Source organism: Xanthobacter autotrophicus (assembly GCF_030015065.1).
Classification (GTDB): Bacteria; Pseudomonadota; Alphaproteobacteria; order Rhizobiales; family Xanthobacteraceae; genus Xanthobacter; species Xanthobacter autotrophicus_D.
The window spans coordinates 31,539-48,588 of the sequence record NZ_JAIVFN010000019.1 but is presented as its reverse complement, the minus strand read 5'-3'; the positions used below and the strand labels follow the sequence as shown (position 1 = coordinate 48,588).

Below are 17,050 nucleotides of genomic sequence, written 5' to 3'. Positions count from 1 at the left end.
AGTGCTTCGGAAAACTGAAGCGGTTCAAGCGCGTCGCCCTGCGCTGCGAGAAGACCGAATGCGGCTTCGCTGCCATCGTCGCCCTCGCCTTGAGCTTCATCCTCATCAAATCCGTCCACACTGCCTAGAGCACGCGCCGATCTGATTGCATCGCAATCAGATCGGATAACGCGTTCTCTTTCTTCGAATTAGAGGTCAATTCACCGATCAAGTTGCTTCAACTTGATCGGATCGCGCTCTAGTCGCCGAACTTGCGGGCGGCATAGTCGATGCCCGCCTGCACCTCATTCATCGCCTGACGGATCAGCTCCATCGCGCGCTCCCGGTGGCCGCCCTTGTCGGGCGTCGCCTCGCGCAGGGAGCGCAGGGCGACCTCGAGTTCGCCGATGGCGCGCTCCATATTGCCCTGGTACGCCGTCGCGCTTTGAGCGGAAGCTGCCACTACGGCGGCGCCGGCGGCGATGCTTGCGAGGCGGAGCATGGCGCGGCGGGAGGAGGTTCTCTCTTGCATGATCTTTCCTTCCTTGGGTACGGCAGGGGCGGATTGGGGCGGTGGTGAACGTTACGTCATCCTCGTGCGATCACGGGGCAATGGTCAGATCGGTGAGGGGCACCGCCTGACAGGCGAGGCAGGTGCCGGCATCCGCCTCCACCGGCACGCGGTGGGCGACCTGGCCGTCCACCAGCGCGACGGCGCAGCTTTCGCATTGGCCCACCCGGCAACCGCTGCGCAGCTGGATCCCCGCCGCCTGCGCGGCATCGAGCAGCGAACCCGCTTGCGGCGTCCACACGAAAGACCGGTTGGGTCCCACCACGGTCACGCGCCTCGGCGCGAGCCGGGACGGCATCTCGGGCGCGACCGAAAAGGCCTCGGTGAAGATGTCGAAGCCCGGCACACCCCATCGCATCAGCCCCTGCCGCATGGTGGCGATGAAATCCGGAGTTCCGCAGATATAGGCGATCGGCCTGCCCACCGGCGCATCGGGCAGGGCACCGCTGGCGCGCAGGGCGTCGATGTCGAGGCGGCCCACCACGACCCGGTCCGCGGCGCGGTGCGCGGCACGGTCCTGCACATCGGGCCGTGAATAGGCTGTGATCCTGCGCAGCGATGGAATGCGCACTGCGAGGGCATCAAGCCGTTCGGCGAGCGGCTGTTCGGCGCGGCGTCGGCAGCCGTGCAGCAGCAGGACATCTCCGGCGCGTCCGGCCGGCGCGCCCCCCAACGCTTCAAGAAGCGACAGGAACGGAGTGATGCCGATGCCATTGGCGATCAGGAGAAGCGGGCGGTCCCCGCCGAGGGGAAGTGTGAACACGCCGGATGGCGGCTCCAGCAGCAGCGCGTCGCCGGCCTCAAGCTCCTGGATGCGGTGAGAGAGAAAGCCGGCTTCCTCGCCATCCGCACACGCCGGATTGCGCCGCACGGCGATGGAGAAGGCCCGGGGCGCGGCGGGCGGCCCGGTCAAAGAATAGGCCCGCGCCGGACCGCCCTGCGGCAAGCGGACCACCACATGCTGACCGGGCAGGAAGTCCGGCAGACCATCGCCGTCCTCCGGCACCAGAGTCAGGGCACGGGTCTGCGCATCGGCCGCGCGCGCGTCGGCGACGATGAAGCGGCGCTCGCCCTGCCATCGGCCGCGATTGGCCTCGGGCAGCGGGACGATCTCGCAGCGCACCGCCCTGAGCGGCACCGAGCCGCTGATCGGATCGCGCACCGCGTCGCTCAGGGCGGCGTTGATGTTTGCGGTGCCCGGGCCATGGCTGCCGGTGCCGGCCCGGCCGAGGGGGGCGCACGCCTCCCACCAGCCGAAGTCGGCCACCACGGTCGCCGCATCCAGCGAAGTGTTGATGCGCACCCGCAGGCGCGCCGCCCCATCCGGCGTGCGCACCTCGGCCCAGTCCCCGCCCGCGAGGCCGCGGGCGGCGGCGAGGTCCGGGCTGATCTCGACCACGGGGTCCGGCGCCTTGCGGCGCAGGGAAGCCACATGGCGATGGGAGGTGTGGACGAACCAGCCGCTCTTGGCGGTGGTGAGGATCAGCGGCAGCGCCTTGTCCTCGTCGGTATAGGGCGGCACGAAATCGGGCAATGGGTCGTGGCCATGCTCCAGCAGGCGCGCACTATAGAGTTCCACCCGGCGGGTCGGGGTGTCGAAGCCGCGCACGGTGCCGTCAGCCTCCTGCGTCGCGAACTTCTCATGGGCGAAAGGCTGCGGCACGCGCACCCCGTCCGGAGCGCCGCGCAGGTCTTCGACGGTGAGGCCGAGGGGCGCCAATTGGTCATTCCAGCCGGCCTCGATGTCGCCGCCGAAGAACTGCGCCGCCATCCCGAGGCGCGTCGCCAAGGCCATCACGATCTCATGGTCCGCCCGGCTCTGCCCGAGGGGTTCGAGGACCTTCCGGCGGAACTGGATCGTCTCCGCCGCCTCCTGGGTGATCTCGAAGCCGATGCGCAGGGCGTCGCGCTCCCAGGGCATGTTCACCGGAAGCACGATGTCCGCACACGCGGCCGTGGGGTTCATGAACATGTCCGCGTGGACGTGGAACTCGAGCGCATCCAGCGCTGCGAGGTTGCGCGCCGTGTCGGCCTGCGACACCGCGAAATTGGTGCCGAAGCTCATCAGCGCGCGCACCTTGTAGGGCAAGCCGTCGATGGCGGCGCGGGCGAAGTCACGGGCCGTGATCCAGCCGTGGGCGGGGGGGCCCAGCGGAAGCTCGGCGAGGCCGAGCGCCTTCTCTTTCTGTCCGGGCGGCAGCAGGGAGAGGTCATTCAGCGCATTGGCCGGCGGCTGGACGGTCCAGATGTTGCCGCCCTCCCGGTCGCAGGAGCCGATGAGGGCGAACAGGGTGGCGATGGCGCGCTCGGTCTGGGTGGCGTTGGCGTGCTGGCCGACCCCGGTCCAGGTGTAATAGGCGGCGCGCGGGGCGCCTTCCAGCAGGGCGTAGAAGGCCGCGATCTTGTCCGCCTTGAGCCCCGTCAGGGCGCTCACGCGGGCGAGCGGATATCCGGCCGCCCGCGCCGCAAGCCGGCGCAGAACCGTTTCGGCGACGATCTCGCGACCGTCCGCGCCGCGCAGGCGCGCCGCGCCGTCGAGCACCCAGCGCGCGGCATTTTGCGGCGCGCGGGTCGTGTCGCAGGGCTGCGGACGACCCTCCGCATTGAGCACGAGGAACCCTTCTCCTGCCCCAGTCTCTTCGGCGCGCACCAGCTGACCAGTGCGCGTGTCCACCAGCAGCGGCGCATTGGTCCAGCGCCGCACGAAGTCGTCGGCAAAGCGCCCGGTTGCGATCATGTGGTGGATCGCGCCCATGGCAAGAGCGGCGTCGGCGCCGGGCCGCATCCGCAGCCACAGGTCCGCCTGCTGGCCCGAGCCATCGGGCTTGGGATCGATCACCACCACCTTCGCGCCGCGCCGGCGGGCCTCTGCCACCCGGCTCGCCTGCGCCAGCCAGGTCCGCGCCGGATTGTGCCCCCACAGGACGATCACATCGGCATGGTCATAGTCCGGCACGCCAAGCCCGCGCCCGAAGGTGAGGGCGTGGGCGTAGTCCTTGTGCCAGCCGCACACCTCGATGGCATAGATGAGGTTCGGGCTGCCGAAGCAGCGCACGAAGCGCTCGATCCATTCGTAGCTATCGACGATGGGCGAGCCGCTGAAGGTGGTGGCGGCGAACGCCACCGCCTCCGCGCCGGATTCGTCCCGGATGGCGCCGAGGCGGGCCGCGATCTCATCTAGCGCCTCGTCCCAACTGATTTTCTGCCAGCCGATCTCCTCCCAGCGCGCGCCCTCGCCCTTCGGCCCGATGCGGCGCAGCGGCGTGGTGAGGCGGTTGGGGCTGTGCACCAGCTCCGGCGCGGCGCGGCCCTTGGCGCACAGCGCCCCGCCGGTGGGATGGCCCGGGCGCGGCTCGACACCGACCATCCGCCCGTTCTCCACCAGCGTGATGGAGCCGCAGCGCGAGCGGCAGAGAGTGCAGTAGCCTTGGTGTCGTTCAGCCATGGTCCGTCTTTCGCGCGCTGAAGGGCGTGCGGCTTCTCCGGCCGCGGAAGACGGCCGTCAGATCGAGGGAAAGGTTCAGGCGCCGGATGAGGCGCGGGGCTATAGCGCGATCCGATCAGATTGACTCAATCTGATCGGCGCGTGCTCTAGGGTTTAGAACAGCATCGGCGCATCCGCCGGCCAGGAGGCGATCACCCGGTCTCCCGGCCGCAGCTCATCGCGGCCGAGGTCGGTATTCTGCAGATGGGCCGCGAGCTTCGCGCCCGAGGCGGTGCGCACGACGAATTCGGTCAGGGCGCCGCGATAGATCACGTCCTCGACGGTCGCCGCCAGGGCGCAGGCGCCGCCGGGCGCGGGGTCATCCCGCAGCAGGCTCACATGCTCTGGGCGGATGGCCAGCACCGATGCATTCGGCGGCACGTCCGTGCTCCCGGTCGAAAAGCACTCGCCGCTCTCGCACCGGAACCGGCCCGGACCCTCGAGCCCGCCGGGGAACAGGTTGGTGAGACCGATGAATTCGGCCACGAAGCGCGTCGCCGGCCGCTGGTATATCTCGCGCGGCGTACCGACCTGCTCCACCCGCCCCGCCGACATCACCACGATGCGGTCGGCAACGCTGAGCGCCTCGTCCTGGTCGTGCGTGACGAAGATGGTGGTGAGCCCGAGCGCGGATTGCAGCCGCCGCAATTCGGTGCGGACCTCGGTGCGCAGTTTCGCGTCGAGCGCGGAGAGCGGCTCGTCGAGCAGCAGTACCTCGGGCTTGTAGACGATGGCCCGCGCCAGCGCGACCCGCTGCTGCTGGCCGCCGGAGAGCTCTTTCGGCAGACGGCCGGCAAGGTGTGCGAGCTTCACGAGGGAGAGCGCCTCGTCCACCCTGCGCCGCACCTCCGCGCGGTCGACCTTGCGCATCTGAAGCCCGAAAGCGACGTTCTCCGCGACGCTCATGTGCGGGAACAGGGCATAGCCCTGGAACACGAGGCCGGCGTCGCGCAGGTAAGGCGGCAGGTTGGTGACCTCGCGCGTACCGAAATGGATGGAGCCGGCGCTCGCTTCGGTGAGGCCTGCGATCATGCGCAGGGTCGTCGTCTTGCCGCAGCCGGAGGGGCCGAGAAAGGCGACGAACTCGCCCTGGCCGATCTCCAGGGAGACGCGGTCGACAGTCACCTGCGCACCGTGGCGCTTCACGAGGTCCCGGATGAGGATGCTCGACATCTTCGTTCCTCAAAATGCGCGCGCGAGCTTGAAGTAGCGGTCGGTCAGGACGAGGCCCGCCGAAATGATGGCGATCTGGACGGTGGCGACCGCGGCGATGGTCGGGTCGATGCTCCACTCCAGATAGTTGACGATGACGATGGGCAGCGTCGTCATGCCCGGCCCCACCAGGAACAGGGATTTCTCAAGGTCCACGAAGGATGCGATGAAGGCGAACAGCGCGCCCGCCACCACCCCGGGCCGGATGAGAGGCCATGTCACCAGCCGGAACGCGGTAAACTCCCGCGCACCCATGGTGAGCGCGGCTTCCTTCAGTTGCGGGTCGAGGCCCACCAGCGAGGCCGTCACCAGCCGCACCGTCCAGGGCAGCGCGATCAGGCTGTGGGCGATGGCGAGGCCGGTAAAGGTCATTGCGACCTGAACGCCGCTCGCCAGTTCCACCTCGATCAGGAACATATAGAGCGCTGCCCCCGCCACGATTCCGGGCACGATGAGCGGCGCCAGCAGCAGCGACTGGATCGCCTCACGCCCGGGGAAGCGCCCCCGGGCCAGCACAAGGGCCGCCGGCACACCGATAACAAGGCTCACCAGCATCGCGACGAGGCCCAGCTCCAGGCTGGTGAAGAAGCCGTCGCGGAACTGGGGCATCGCCGCTGCGGCCCGATACCAGTCGAAGGTGTAGCCGGTCGGTGGAAAGCTGATGATCTTGTTCTCGAAGAAGCTGACCCAGATGATCGCTGCCAGCGGCGAGAGCACCATGACGAAGGCCGCGACGCAGCCGCCCACGATGACCGGCCAGAACGACCTGTCCGACCAGGAGCGCGGAAAGGGGGAGCGCGAGCCGGTCATGGTCACAGCACTCCGTAGCGCTTCTGCAGCGCAAGGCTGGAGGCGACGCTCAGCGCCAGCGTCACGGCCATCAGCACCAGAGCGATGGTGGCGGCGAACGGCCAGTTGTACACCTTGATCGCCTGCTCGAAGACCTTCGGCGCCATCATCTGGAACGAGGGCCCACCGATGAGGACCGGCGTCGCATAAGCGTTCATCGCTAGCACGAAGCACAACAGGCAACCGGAGAAGATGCCAGGCATCGCGAGCGGAAGGGTCACGCGGAAGAAGGCCGTCCACGGCGGCGCACCCATGGTCTGGGCGGCTTCCTCATAGGCCGTGCCGATGTTCTCGAACACGCTCTCGAGCGAGATCACCATGAACGGCAGCAGCACGGCGATGAGGCCGATCACCACCGCTGATCCGGTGTAGAGGATACGGACCGGTTCGGCGATGAGCCCGGCGGACAGGAGCGCCGAATTGATCAGTCCCTTGTCGGCGAGCAGAACCATCCAGCCCGCCGCGCGCACCGCGTTCCCCATGAGCAGCGGAATGATCGTGGCGAGGATGAGCACCGTCTTCAGCGCGCGGCTCTCGACCCGGCTGATGACGAACGCTGCGGGGACACCGAGGACCAGGCAGATGGCCGTGCAGCTCAGCGCGACCACCAGCGTCCGGGCGAGGATCATCAGATAGAACGGCTCGCCGAAGAAGCGGACATAGTTGTCCAGCGTGAAGCCCGCGAGATCCGGTGAGGCGGCATCGAAATGGGCGACGCTGGTACGGGCCATGAGGGCCAGCGGCAGGATCAGGCCCGCCAGCACCAGCGTCAGGCTGGGAAAAAGCAGCCAGCCGGCGGTCGAGCGCCGGCGCCGGCGGCCGGGGCAGCCCGGGGCCGGCTGTCCACCGGTCAGGCTGTCCTCCCCGGTGATGGCGAGCGCGCTCACGCCTTGAATTCCTTGTTCCACCACTCGATCCACTGGGCGTCGCTCTTCGCCGCATACGGGTAGTCGACGAAATTGAGCTTCGCGATCTGGTCGGCGGTGAATTCGAGGCGCTTGCGATCCTCCACGGGGACGTCGGCATTGTCGGTGGCTACGGCATAGGAGGTGGCGAGGGAGATGGCCCCCATGGCCTTGGGCTGGATCATCGCCTCCAGATAGGCGTAGGCGCCGTCCACGTTGCGCGCCCGCTTCGGGATGCCCGCGCCGAACGCGATGGCGACGGCGCCTTCCTTCGGATAGGACCAGCGCATCGGCAAGCCCTCCTTCTCCCACTGGATGGCGCGGGCGCTGTAGTTGACGGAGATCCAGACCTCCTCCGCCTTGAACGCCGCGGCCAGCGCCTGATGAGAGGGATAGAGCCGCGGCTGCACCGTCTTCTTCAGCTCCAGCAGGGCCGGAAACGCCTTGCTGACATCGCTCATGGAGCCGCCGTGGCCGAGCGCGGCGGCATAGATGTAGTTGAAGTAGAGCTGGTCGATGATGCCGACGCGCCCCGCGTATTTCGGGTTCCACAGGTCGGCAAAGCTGGTCGGCGGCTCGGGGATGCGGGCGGGATTGTAGATCAGCACCACGCCGCCATAGGCGGCGGGGATGAAATAGGGGCGCCGCAGCGAGGGAATGATGTGGCTCGCGCTCGGGATGCGCGACATGTCGAGGGTTTCGAGAACGCCCTGGGCGCTCATCTCATAGGCATCGGCGTCGCTCAGCCAGGTCACATCGACGCTGGAGCGCGGCAGGCGCCGCTCCGCCAGCAGCTTCGCCTTGCGCTCCGGCACGGGTGCGAGATCGTGGATGATGCGCATGGCGGAGGCGGCGAAAGCCGGCTCCTCGAAGCCCTGGGCGATGCGCTGGTTCCAGTCGCCGCCCCAGTTTGAGACGACGAGCTCGCCGCTCTGCGCGCGGGCGGTGCGGGGAAGGAGGGCGGCCGCGCCAAGGACGGCTGCGCTACCAAGGAGGCGCCTGCGATCCATGACATGGCCCAAGATGGTCTGGTCGGTCACGAAGTTCCCCTCACGTCTTCTCTGGAGTGTGGCAGGAGGCCGCGCGCGTGTCTCCGCGCTTCGGCCGGTTGTGCAGAGGCGCGCCGATCCCGGCGCCGGTTATCAGGCCGGGTCTGCGGCCGCTGCCAGCAGCCGCGGCCGCAGCGAGGGCAGCATTCCGCCAGTGTCGCCCGGATAACCCGCCGCCACCATGGCCCGCGCCTTGGCCTCGAAATAGGCGCGCGACCAGAGCGACCGGGGGCCGCCATCCTGGCCCACCGTCCTGGCGATGGATTCCAGGCTGATGGGCTGGCCGCCGTCTCCCCAATTGCCCTCGGTCACCTCGTTGATGACGGTGAGCAGGCTGCCGGCGGGATCGGAGCAGCCGGTCGCCCCGGCGATCGCTTCCGCCACCCAGGCATGAACCTCGTTCTTGTGCGCGACGTTCATGTAGCCTTCGGGGATGAAGACATTGACCAGGAACTTGCCCGGACCGGTCACGTAGGTCCCATCGGTGCGGCCGCCGATCCACCAGTCATCCGCAGCGAACGCGGTGAAGAACACCCAGGCGAACGCACGCCCGCCGGGTGTGTTGGCGCCGCCCTCCATCTTGATGAGCACGTCGGTGAGGCAGGCGGCAAGATCGGCTTTCGCCGCTGCATCGAGCGTCCCGGCGGCATAGCGCACGTCCATGATCGGCATTGTCGTCTCCCTTGGGATGGATCGCCGGGCACGGCCTCAGTCGAGGAGGTCGGCTCCGTGGGCCTTTTCCCAGGCGCGGATACGGGCATCGTCGAGCATGGCGGTCTCGACGAAGAAGATGTCGGAGCTGTCGGGAGCCTCGATCGCGAGGGCCTCGACGCCGCTGATGCCCAGGCTGTCGCGACGCGCGAGCGCGACGTCGTTCACGGTGGCGCCGCCCTCTGCGACGAACACATAAACGCCGTGCTCCGGCGTGCGTGGGGTGTAGGTGAAGCGTCCGGCGCGGTCGGTCACCAGACGCGAGACGCGCAGGTCCTGAGACACCGGCAGCGCGCCGTCCGCGTCGCCCACGAGCTGAGCGATCCGGTTGCGCCGGGTGCGGATGTCGAAGTGGGCGCGATGGTAGCTCGGCGGCAGATAGAGCTGGCCGGGCATGAGCCACAGGTAAATGGCGTTCATGTTCTCCGGACTGATCGACAGCTCGCAGTGCTTGCCGCCCGAGCCGGCCGAGAAAACATAGTAATCGCCCTGCCGCAGCTGGTCCACGGTGCCGCGGCCAGCGGTGTTGATGTGGGTCAGCTCGCCTTCCAGCACGAACGCGCAGATGATGAAATTATGGTGCGGGTGCATGTTGTAGCCGCAGCCGGCACCATTGAACACTTCATCGCCGAACACGCGGACGGTGCCGAAGCCGGGTCGCCCACTTTGGTATTGATGAAAGTTGAAGCTGGAGTCGCGGGCGATATAGCTGCCAGGGTGGCCGGCCACATAAGACGAGGCGCTTCCGTCAGAATAGATCACGTCGTGGCCACGCTCGTTCGCCCGGAGCACAAAGGATTTGGGCATGGTTTATCTCCCGGAATTGTTGCGCGCTCAGGCGATGCGCGCCAGATCGGCGCCGCCTTCGGCGTAGCCCATCTCCACCATTTCGAACTGGCTCTTGGGCGTGCCGCAATCGGGGCAGACCCAGTCGTCGGGGACATCAGCCCAGCGGGTGCCGGGCGCCAGCCCGTGTTCCGGAAGGCCGAGGGATTCGTCATACGAAAAGCCGCACCCGAGGCAGAGCCATCGCTTGAGAGGCGCATTCATGGTGAGTATCCTGCATTACAGTAGCGCGTCACACGTCACGTTGTAGATTGGCGCGCCACTGGCGGCAAGCGCAAAGTTTATGCAGGGGCCAAAGTGCCGACTTTTCCCGCGATCTCAGGCGCCGTCCCCGCTGGCGTTGCTTGCACGGCGCGCAGTGACGCATTATTGTAGAGCGCTACCAATTGTGCCCCAGCGGCACCAACTATGGGCGGATAATGGATCCGAATTTGCGTGAACAGGTGCTGCGGCAGGTGAGGTCGGAGATCATTTCAGGCCAAAGCGGCCCGGGTAAGATGTACTCCGTGCCGACCCTGGCGGCCGACCTCGGCGTGTCCACGACTCCCGTGCGGGAAGCGCTGCTGGAGCTGGCACGTACCGGCCTCATCGAGCCCATGCGCAATCGCGGGTTCAAGGTCGTGGAGCCCACGGTGGACGATCTGCGCAACCTGTTCGACATGCGCAGCCTGCTCGAGGTGCACGCAGCCGAACTGTTCGCCCTCAAGCCGCGGAAGAAAAAAAAGCTCATCGAGCAGCTCACCGGCCTCGCCGAAGCGATCGGCACGGCCGTGGAGAATGACGATCTCTACGGCTACCTGGAGAACGACCGCAATTTCCACATGGCCTTCATCGGCGCGGCCGAGAATGCACTGCTCACGGAGATGGCCATGGGCCTGCGCGACAAGATGCGTCTCCACGGCATCTCGTCGCGCGCGGGGCTCGAGCGGCAGGCCGCATCCGTGGGCGAACATTACCAGCTCATCGCCCTCGCCGAGGCGGGCAACGTGGACGGCATCCGGGAGCTTATGCGGAACCACATCCTCACCTGGGAGCCAATCTTCATGGAAGCGCTGCTCAAGAGCAGGAGAGAGACGAGCGGAATGCGGGCCTGAGAACGGGCGCCGGACCATCGGGGCTGGTAGATCGGCCATGAGCGGTTCGATCGGGGCAACAGCCCGCGAATGGGGCGCCGCGGGAATGTGCAGCATCACCACTTCTGGCGATGCTGCACAGCGGGCATCAAAATAGGCTGAGGCCATCGATCCTTGTCGGAAGCCGCATTGGCCGGCCGACAGCGGGACCGCCCGATCTAGCCGCTCGATGAATCCTGTCGGGGGCCACAGGCTACGCAAGGGGGAATGGGTGCCATGGATGCTGCATTTCTCGACCTGACGGTTCCGGCGGGCAAGGCCTCTGCGCGGGAGGCGGCCGGAGGCGACGCAACCCTCATCGCGGAGCTTCGGGACGTCGTCGGCCAGTCGCATGTCCTGACGAGCCCCGAGGCCACGCGGCGCTTTTGCACCGGCATAAGGTTCGGTTCCGGCCCGGTGGTCGCCGTGGTGCGGCCCGGCTCGCTGGTGGAGCAGTGGCGCGTCCTGAAGGCCTGCGTCGCGGCGGACAAGATCGTCATCATGCAGTCGGCCAACACCGGGGTCACCGGCGGCTCGACCCCCGACGGGGACGACTATGATCGTGGCGTGGTGCTCATCAACACCATGCGCATCGAAGGCCTGCACCTCATCAACGACGGGACGCAGGTGGTGTGCCTGCCGGGCACCACCCTGTTCCACCTGGAAAAGGCCCTCGACAAGATCGGCCGGGCGCCGCACTCGGTGATCGGCTCGTCCTGCATCGGCGCCTCGGTGTTCGGCGGTGTGTGCAACAATTCCGGCGGCGCGCTCATCCATCGTGGCCCGGCCTTCACCCAGCTCGCTTTGTTCGCGCGGCTGGATGAGGCGGGCGGGCTGCATCTCGTCAATCATCTGGGCATCGCGCTGGGCAACGACCCGGAGACGATCCTTCGGCGGATCGAGAGCGGCGATTTCACCCCCGACGACATCGTCAACGACCCCTCCCGCGCCGCCTCGGACCATGACTATGCGGACCATGTGCGCGACATCGAGGCGCCAACCCCCTCCCGCTTCAATGCCGATCCGCGCCGCCTGTTCGAGGCCTCCGGCAGCGCCGGCAAGGTAATGCTCATGGCGGTGCGCCTCGACACCTTCCCGAAGGAGAGGGAACAGGTCGTCTTCTACATCGGCTCGAACGACACCGGCGAGCTCGAAGGCATCCGCCGCCATATCCTCGGAAGCTTCAAGAATCTGCCGATCGAGGGCGAGTACATGCACCGGGACTCCTTCGATTGCGCGGAGGTCTACGGCAAGGACACCTTCCTGGTAATCCACTATCTCGGCACCGATATGATCCCGCGGCTGTTCGCGCTCCAGGCGGTATTCGACAATTTCTGCCGGCGGATCGCGTTCCTGTCGAAGAACCTCAGCGCCAAGATGCTGCAGGCCCTGAGCCATCTCTTCCCCAAGCATCTACCCAAGCGAATGACCGACTATCGCGACCGCTTCGAGCACTATCTTCTTCTGAAGATGGGCGATGACGGGATCGCGGAGGCGCGCGCTTACCTCAAGTCGATCTTCCCCTCGAAGACCGGCGACTATTTCGAGTGCACGCCCGATGAAGGCGACAAGGCCTTCCTGCACCGCTTCGCCGCCGCCGGCGCCGCCATCCGCTACCGCGCGGTCCACGACAAGGAGGTGGAGGATATCGTCGCGCTGGACATCGCGCTCCCCCGCAACGACGAAAACTGGTTCGAGACGCTTCCGGAAGAGATAAACAAGCACCTGATCCGCAAGCTCTATTGCGGTCACTTCTTCTGCCACGTCTTCCACCAGGACTATATCGTTGCCAAGGGCAGCAATTGCGAGGAAATCGAGCACGCCATGTGGAAACTCCTCGATGAGCGCGGCGCGGAATATCCCGCCGAGCACAATGTGGGGCATCTCTACTTCGCCAAGCCCGCCATGGTTGACCATTTCAAGGCGCTCGATCCCTGCAACGCATTCAATCCGGGGATCGGTCGCACCACCAAATGCGCGCACTGGATGCCGCGCGGACAGAACGTTGCACCAAGCCGCATCCGATGCGACGGCTGACAGTATAGAATGCCAGTTGCTGTGTGAGCCGCCCGGAATGCTGCGGCAAGACCATTTGGGGGGAGAAACATGACGACACGGACCGGCGGCGAGCTCATTCAGGATTTTCTTGAGACTTATGAAATTCCGTTCGTTTTCGGCAATCCCGGAACCACGGAGACCACCTTCCTCGCGGCGGTGGCGGCCTCGCAGGCCACCTATGTCCTGTCGCTGCATGAATCGAGCGCGGTCGGCATCGCCGCGGGCTACGCGATGATCACCGGCAAGCCATCCATCGTCAGCCTCCATACCTATCCGGGCCTCGCCAACGGCATGTTCAACATGCGCAACGCGCTCATGTCCGGGGTGCCGCTGCTGGTCATCAACGGGCAGCAGGATTCCCGCTTCCTCATCCATAATCCGGTGCTGGGCGCGCCCAATGTCCAGTTGGCGGAGACCGCCACCAAATACGCCTATGAGGTAACGCGCACGGATGACCTCGCCGTCGCCCTGCAGCGCTGCTACTTGCATGCGCGGCTCCAGCCGACCGGCCCCGTTTTCCTCTCCATCCCCATGAACTTCATGCTGGAGGAGACCGAGCATACGACGTTCAAGAAGACGCGCATCATCGAGGATACGGTGCCGCGCGCCATCGGCGAGGTGGCCGCTGCTCTCGCAGCGGTGCCGAGGGGCAAGCTCGCCATCGTCGCCGACTATGCGGTGGGCGCGGCGCACGGCATCGACGCCGTCAGCCGCATCGCCACCGCACTCGGGGCCGACATCTATGCCGCGCCCTTCCATGTGCAGGGCACGGTTGATCCGCTGCATCCGAATTTCCGCGGCCAGCTTCCGCCCACCACGAAAGCGATCAACGAGACGCTCGGCCGCTACCACACCATGCTGCTGATCGGCGAGAAGGTGGACAGTTTCACCTATGACGGTCTCCAGGCGCTGCCGCCGGAATTGCAGGTCATCCAGGTCGCGCCGGCAGCCAGCCAGCTCGGCTTCGATTTTCCCTGCGACATGGCCGTGCTCGGCGACATCCATGCGACTCTGGACGCGCTGGCGACAGCGCTCGGCGCCGACACGGCGCAAGTCTCCGCACAGACGATCGATGAGGCAGCTCTGGACGCGAAATACCCCGCTTCCGGATCGCACGCGAGCGATGCGCTGATCCTCGCCGTGCTGCGCCATCTCGATCGGGAGACCCATGTGGTCACCGAAGGCTCGTCCGAGGACGCCATCGTCCAGGACATGGCGGTGAGCCTGGGGTACCGGAACGTGCATTTTTCGCCGCGCGGCGGCGGGCTGGGCTGGGCCCTGCCACTGGGCGTCGGCATCGGCCTGGCGAGCGGCAAGCATGCCGCCTGCTTCGTGGGCGACGGCGGAAGCCTGTTCTCGATCCACGCACTCTGGACGGCGGCGAAGTATTCCATCCCGTCCATCTTCATCTGTTTCGTGAACAATGAGTACCGGCTGCTGAAGGACCTGTGGTGCAACGTGATGGGGACGACCATCGCGACCACGCACTTCGTCGGCCTGGACTTCAGCGATCCCGATGTGGACATGCGCAAGATCGCCGAGGGCTTCGGCGCCCGCGTCGAAACGATCGACGCTGCCGAAAGCGTCGGCGACGTGCTCGCCCGCGCGCTCGCCCATCAGGGCCCGAGCTTCCTGATCATCAATCGCGAGCCGTGACCCGGCGGCGGCGCGGCGCCGCACGCCGCATCCCCTTCGGCGCAGAACAAGTGAGGCGGTCATGTCCGGAGATTTCGAGAAGGAACTGACGCGGCGCGTGTGGACCGACGACGTGTTTGCTGCGCAGGTGGAGAGCGACCCCGTCGAGGCGCTCAAGACCATGGGCGTGGAGGTGCCGGCCGGCGTCAAGGTGAAGGTGGTGGTGCAGCGGCGCGACCGGGTCTACTTCACCATCCCGCCCGCCCGCGCGCCCCATGCCCCACCTGCCGCGACGCCGCTCAACCAGATGGACCTTTGGTCCAGCCAGGGCCTGTTCATCTGGCTCGTGCCCGTGGCCGCCAAATTCAAGCTGCTGGCCCTGCGCAACGCGGCCCGCACCGAGGGAGACCAGCCGTGAGCAATGCCGATTTCGTCGAGAAGAATTACGAGCGCATCGCCACTGATCCCGATTACCGCGCGAAGCTCCTCGCCGACCCGGTCGGGGTGGTCTGCGCGGAGTTCGGCTACACGCCGGGCCCGGATTTCAAGATCGAGATCGTCGAGCAGGCGGAAGACACCATCGTCATCATGGTGCCCCCGAAGCCCGAGTCCGGGACGGACCTGGAGCTGGCGCTCACCGAGGTGACGGAGCGGGTCTTCGACCTGCTCTTTTCGTCCGGCATCGGCGGCTTCTTCATTCCCGATGACAAGCAGAAGTGGGTGGTGCGCGAGATGCGGCTGGCGGCGCAGAAGAAAACCGGCCTCGATATCTCGCAATTGTAGGACGCCCCGTGCCGCGCCCTGATGCGGCGGGCCCGAGACGGGGGAGAACGCACATGACGGCCGATAACGGGAAGCCGGGCTTCTGGGACAATCTCATCGCGCCGAAGGGCGGCCTGTTCGGCCCGCAGCTGGCGGGCTGGACGCCGGGCCCCGCCGCGAAGTCGGGGCTCGGCTGCCGCGTTCTCGCGGACCAGATGGTCGAGGTGGCGCCGTCCATCAGCCTTGCGGCCGATGTCTATGTGCCCAAGGCACCGGGCCGCTATCCTGCGGTCGTCTGCTTCGCCGCCTATTCCAAGGAATTGCAGGCCGCCGGCGTCCCGGCCGGCAACAACGAGACAGGCAGCCCGGCGGTCTTCACCGACCGCGGCTATGCGCATGTCATCGTCACCCGCCGTGGCATGGGTCGTTCCGGCGGAGACGATGCCGTCTATCTCAACAACACGGATGTGGAGGACCACGCCAAAGTCATCCAGTGGGCGGCGACCCAGCCCTGGTGCGACGGGCAGGTGGTGCTGTTCGGCACCTCCTATTACGGGCTGACCCAGCCGCAGGTGGCGCGCCTTCGCCCGCCGGCCCTGAAGGGCTTCTTCACCAACGAGATGTGCACGGACTACTTCCGCCACATCGCCATGTTCGGCGGCGCGCCGCAGCCGGATTTCTTCTCGCTCTGGATGGGGGCGAACTTCACGCCCCTGCAGTTCAGGCTTCGCGTGCCCCCGCTGCTGCGCGCGGTGGTGAGCCACATCACCAACTCGCCCCTGAAGCATGTGTGGTGGCCGCAGCTGAAGAAGCGCATGGCGCGGATCATGAGGACCTTCGAGCGGCAGGTGCCGGCGCCGCAGGCGCGCCGCCTGTTCGCCGGCCTCATGCTCGACGGCAAGACCCGGGCGACGAGCGTGCTGCCGTCCGGCCCGTCCGGCGCGCTGGGGGACATCGAGGTGCCGTTCGTGGTGGTGCAGAATGCAGGCTATCTCAACCTGCACCAGTTCGGCGCCTACGATCTGTTCGAGAATGCCGGCACGCCGAAGGATCGCCGCTGGCTGATCGTCGGTCCGGCGACCTACGACCTGCCGGTCTATGCCTGGCAACTGGAGGCGCTCGCCTTTTTCGACCATCTGGTCTACGGCGCCGACAACGGCTATGCCGCGCAGCCGCGGGTGCGATACTGGACGGAAGGGGCGAAGGACTACCGTCGCGCGCCGGACTGGCCGCTGCCCGGCAGCACGGCGCTGCGCCTGTACCCGGCCTCCAATGGCGCCGACGCTGCAACCCATCGCCTCGACAGCGCGCCGGGCGAAGGCGGGGCGAACCGATGGGCGGCGGTGCCCCTCGGTGCCATCGTGACGGCAGGCTTCGACGAGGTGGAGAGCCAGCGCCTCACCTTCGATCTGCCAGTAGAGGAAGAGACGGAGCTGACCGGGCCTGTGACGCTGAGCCTGTCCTTCAGCTGCAACGAGATTGATTCCTACGTGGTGGCCCGCACCGGCATTGTCGCGGCCGACGGCGGCTACCAGATCCTGTCCATGGGCGCGATCCGCCCCGCCTGCCGCAGGATCGACGCGGCGCGTTCCACCGCGACCGAGATCGCCATCGACATCGATGCGCCCGAGCCGCTGGTGCCCGGCGTGCCGGTGACGCTCCGCTTCAGCCTCACGCCGCAGCCCGTGGTGTTGAAGCCGGGCGAGCGGCTGCGCCTCGACATCGCCAGCCGCACCGATCTCCTGCGCAGCGACGTGAGCCACGGGCACGCGCAGTTCGACATGCAGGTGCCGCCCTATTACGCACGCAATACCCTTCATTACGGTCCCGACACCTTCATCGAGCTCAAGCGCACCGGCCAGCGGTAGGAGAGATTT

General features: G+C 67.0%; 15 protein-coding genes. 6 read left to right on the top strand and 9 right to left on the bottom strand.

The features are described 5' to 3' along the window. Positions 1-238: 238 nt before the first annotated feature. The 9 genes from K9U40_RS06465 to K9U40_RS06425 all read right to left on the bottom strand — a co-directional run bounded on the left by K9U40_RS06465 (position 239) and on the right by K9U40_RS06425 (position 9,810). Positions 239-511, bottom strand: a complete 273-nt coding sequence (locus tag K9U40_RS06465; RefSeq protein ID WP_282889386.1) for a hypothetical protein — start codon at positions 509-511, stop codon at positions 239-241. Positions 512-581: 70 nt separating this feature from the next. Further along, entirely contained in the window at positions 582-3,995 is a 3,414-nt protein-coding gene (locus K9U40_RS06460; protein ID WP_282889385.1) for a molybdopterin-dependent oxidoreductase, read from the bottom strand. A 153-nt stretch (positions 3,996-4,148) separates the two neighbouring features. Further along, the gene (locus tag K9U40_RS06455; RefSeq protein WP_282889384.1) at positions 4,149-5,207 is read right to left on the bottom strand and encodes an ABC transporter ATP-binding protein; all 1,059 of its coding nucleotides are present in this window, start codon (positions 5,205-5,207) and stop codon (positions 4,149-4,151) included. Positions 5,208-5,216: 9 nt separating this feature from the next. Further along, positions 5,217-6,056: an ABC transporter permease gene (locus K9U40_RS06450; protein WP_282889383.1), complete on the bottom strand. Its 840-nt coding sequence runs from the start codon at positions 6,054-6,056 to the stop codon at positions 5,217-5,219. Between the two features lie 2 nt (positions 6,057-6,058). Beyond that, a complete protein-coding gene (locus K9U40_RS06445) occupies positions 6,059-6,982 on the bottom strand; it encodes an ABC transporter permease (protein ID WP_282889382.1) in 924 nt (307 codons plus the stop codon). Then, complete coding sequence (locus K9U40_RS06440) at positions 6,979-8,040, bottom strand: ABC transporter substrate-binding protein (protein WP_282889381.1); 1,062 nt, start codon at positions 8,038-8,040, stop codon at positions 6,979-6,981. Before K9U40_RS06440 ends, K9U40_RS06445 begins: the two co-directional genes overlap by 4 nt. A gap of 102 nt (positions 8,041-8,142) precedes the next feature. Further along, complete coding sequence (locus K9U40_RS06435; RefSeq protein ID WP_282889380.1) at positions 8,143-8,721, bottom strand: tautomerase family protein; 579 nt, start codon at positions 8,719-8,721, stop codon at positions 8,143-8,145. Between the two features lie 36 nt (positions 8,722-8,757). After that, positions 8,758-9,567, bottom strand: coding sequence for a pirin family protein (locus tag K9U40_RS06430; RefSeq protein ID WP_282889379.1), 810 nt, complete (start codon positions 9,565-9,567; stop codon positions 8,758-8,760). 27 nt (positions 9,568-9,594) lie between these two features. After that, entirely contained in the window at positions 9,595-9,810 is a 216-nt protein-coding gene (locus K9U40_RS06425; RefSeq protein ID WP_282889378.1) for a rubredoxin, read from the bottom strand. A gap of 215 nt (positions 9,811-10,025) precedes the next feature. On the opposite strand from K9U40_RS06425, the gene K9U40_RS06420 reads away from it, so the two are divergent. The 6 genes from K9U40_RS06420 (at position 10,026) to K9U40_RS06395 (ending at position 17,041) form a co-directional block, all read left to right on the top strand. Continuing rightward, entirely contained in the window at positions 10,026-10,700 is a 675-nt protein-coding gene (locus tag K9U40_RS06420) for a GntR family transcriptional regulator (protein ID WP_282889377.1), read from the top strand. Between the two features lie 255 nt (positions 10,701-10,955). After that, the gene (gene dld, locus K9U40_RS06415) at positions 10,956-12,755 is read left to right on the top strand and encodes a D-lactate dehydrogenase (RefSeq protein ID WP_282889376.1); all 1,800 of its coding nucleotides are present in this window, start codon (positions 10,956-10,958) and stop codon (positions 12,753-12,755) included. Between the two features lie 69 nt (positions 12,756-12,824). Beyond that, the gene (locus K9U40_RS06410; RefSeq protein ID WP_282889375.1) at positions 12,825-14,432 is read left to right on the top strand and encodes a thiamine pyrophosphate-binding protein; all 1,608 of its coding nucleotides are present in this window, start codon (positions 12,825-12,827) and stop codon (positions 14,430-14,432) included. 61 nt (positions 14,433-14,493) lie between these two features. Then, positions 14,494-14,829 (top strand): hypothetical protein, encoded by a 336-nt coding sequence (locus K9U40_RS06405; protein ID WP_282889374.1) that lies wholly within the window; start codon positions 14,494-14,496, stop codon positions 14,827-14,829. Next, entirely contained in the window at positions 14,826-15,194 is a 369-nt protein-coding gene (locus tag K9U40_RS06400) for a hypothetical protein (protein ID WP_282889373.1), read from the top strand. Before K9U40_RS06405 ends, K9U40_RS06400 begins: the two co-directional genes overlap by 4 nt. A gap of 53 nt (positions 15,195-15,247) precedes the next feature. Next, the gene (locus K9U40_RS06395) at positions 15,248-17,041 is read left to right on the top strand and encodes a CocE/NonD family hydrolase (RefSeq protein WP_282889372.1); all 1,794 of its coding nucleotides are present in this window, start codon (positions 15,248-15,250) and stop codon (positions 17,039-17,041) included. The last annotated feature ends 9 nt before the right edge of the window (positions 17,042-17,050 follow it).

Coding starts and splice junctions, on each gene's coding strand:
- K9U40_RS06465 (WP_282889386.1), bottom strand. CDS start 511: ATGCAAGAGAGAACCTCCTCCCGCCGCGCCATGCTCCGCCTCGCAAGC.
- K9U40_RS06460 (WP_282889385.1), bottom strand. CDS start 3,995: ATGGCTGAACGACACCAAGGCTACTGCACTCTCTGCCGCTCGCGCTGC.
- K9U40_RS06455 (WP_282889384.1), bottom strand. CDS start 5,207: ATGTCGAGCATCCTCATCCGGGACCTCGTGAAGCGCCACGGTGCGCAG.
- K9U40_RS06450 (WP_282889383.1), bottom strand. CDS start 6,056: ATGACCGGCTCGCGCTCCCCCTTTCCGCGCTCCTGGTCGGACAGGTCG.
- K9U40_RS06435 (WP_282889380.1), bottom strand. CDS start 8,721: ATGCCGATCATGGACGTGCGCTATGCCGCCGGGACGCTCGATGCAGCG.
- K9U40_RS06430 (WP_282889379.1), bottom strand. CDS start 9,567: ATGCCCAAATCCTTTGTGCTCCGGGCGAACGAGCGTGGCCACGACGTG.
- K9U40_RS06425 (WP_282889378.1), bottom strand. CDS start 9,810: ATGAATGCGCCTCTCAAGCGATGGCTCTGCCTCGGGTGCGGCTTTTCG.
- K9U40_RS06420 (WP_282889377.1), top strand. CDS start 10,026: ATGGATCCGAATTTGCGTGAACAGGTGCTGCGGCAGGTGAGGTCGGAG.
- dld (WP_282889376.1), top strand. CDS start 10,956: ATGGATGCTGCATTTCTCGACCTGACGGTTCCGGCGGGCAAGGCCTCT.
- K9U40_RS06410 (WP_282889375.1), top strand. CDS start 12,825: ATGACGACACGGACCGGCGGCGAGCTCATTCAGGATTTTCTTGAGACT.
- K9U40_RS06405 (WP_282889374.1), top strand. CDS start 14,494: ATGTCCGGAGATTTCGAGAAGGAACTGACGCGGCGCGTGTGGACCGAC.
- K9U40_RS06395 (WP_282889372.1), top strand. CDS start 15,248: ATGACGGCCGATAACGGGAAGCCGGGCTTCTGGGACAATCTCATCGCG.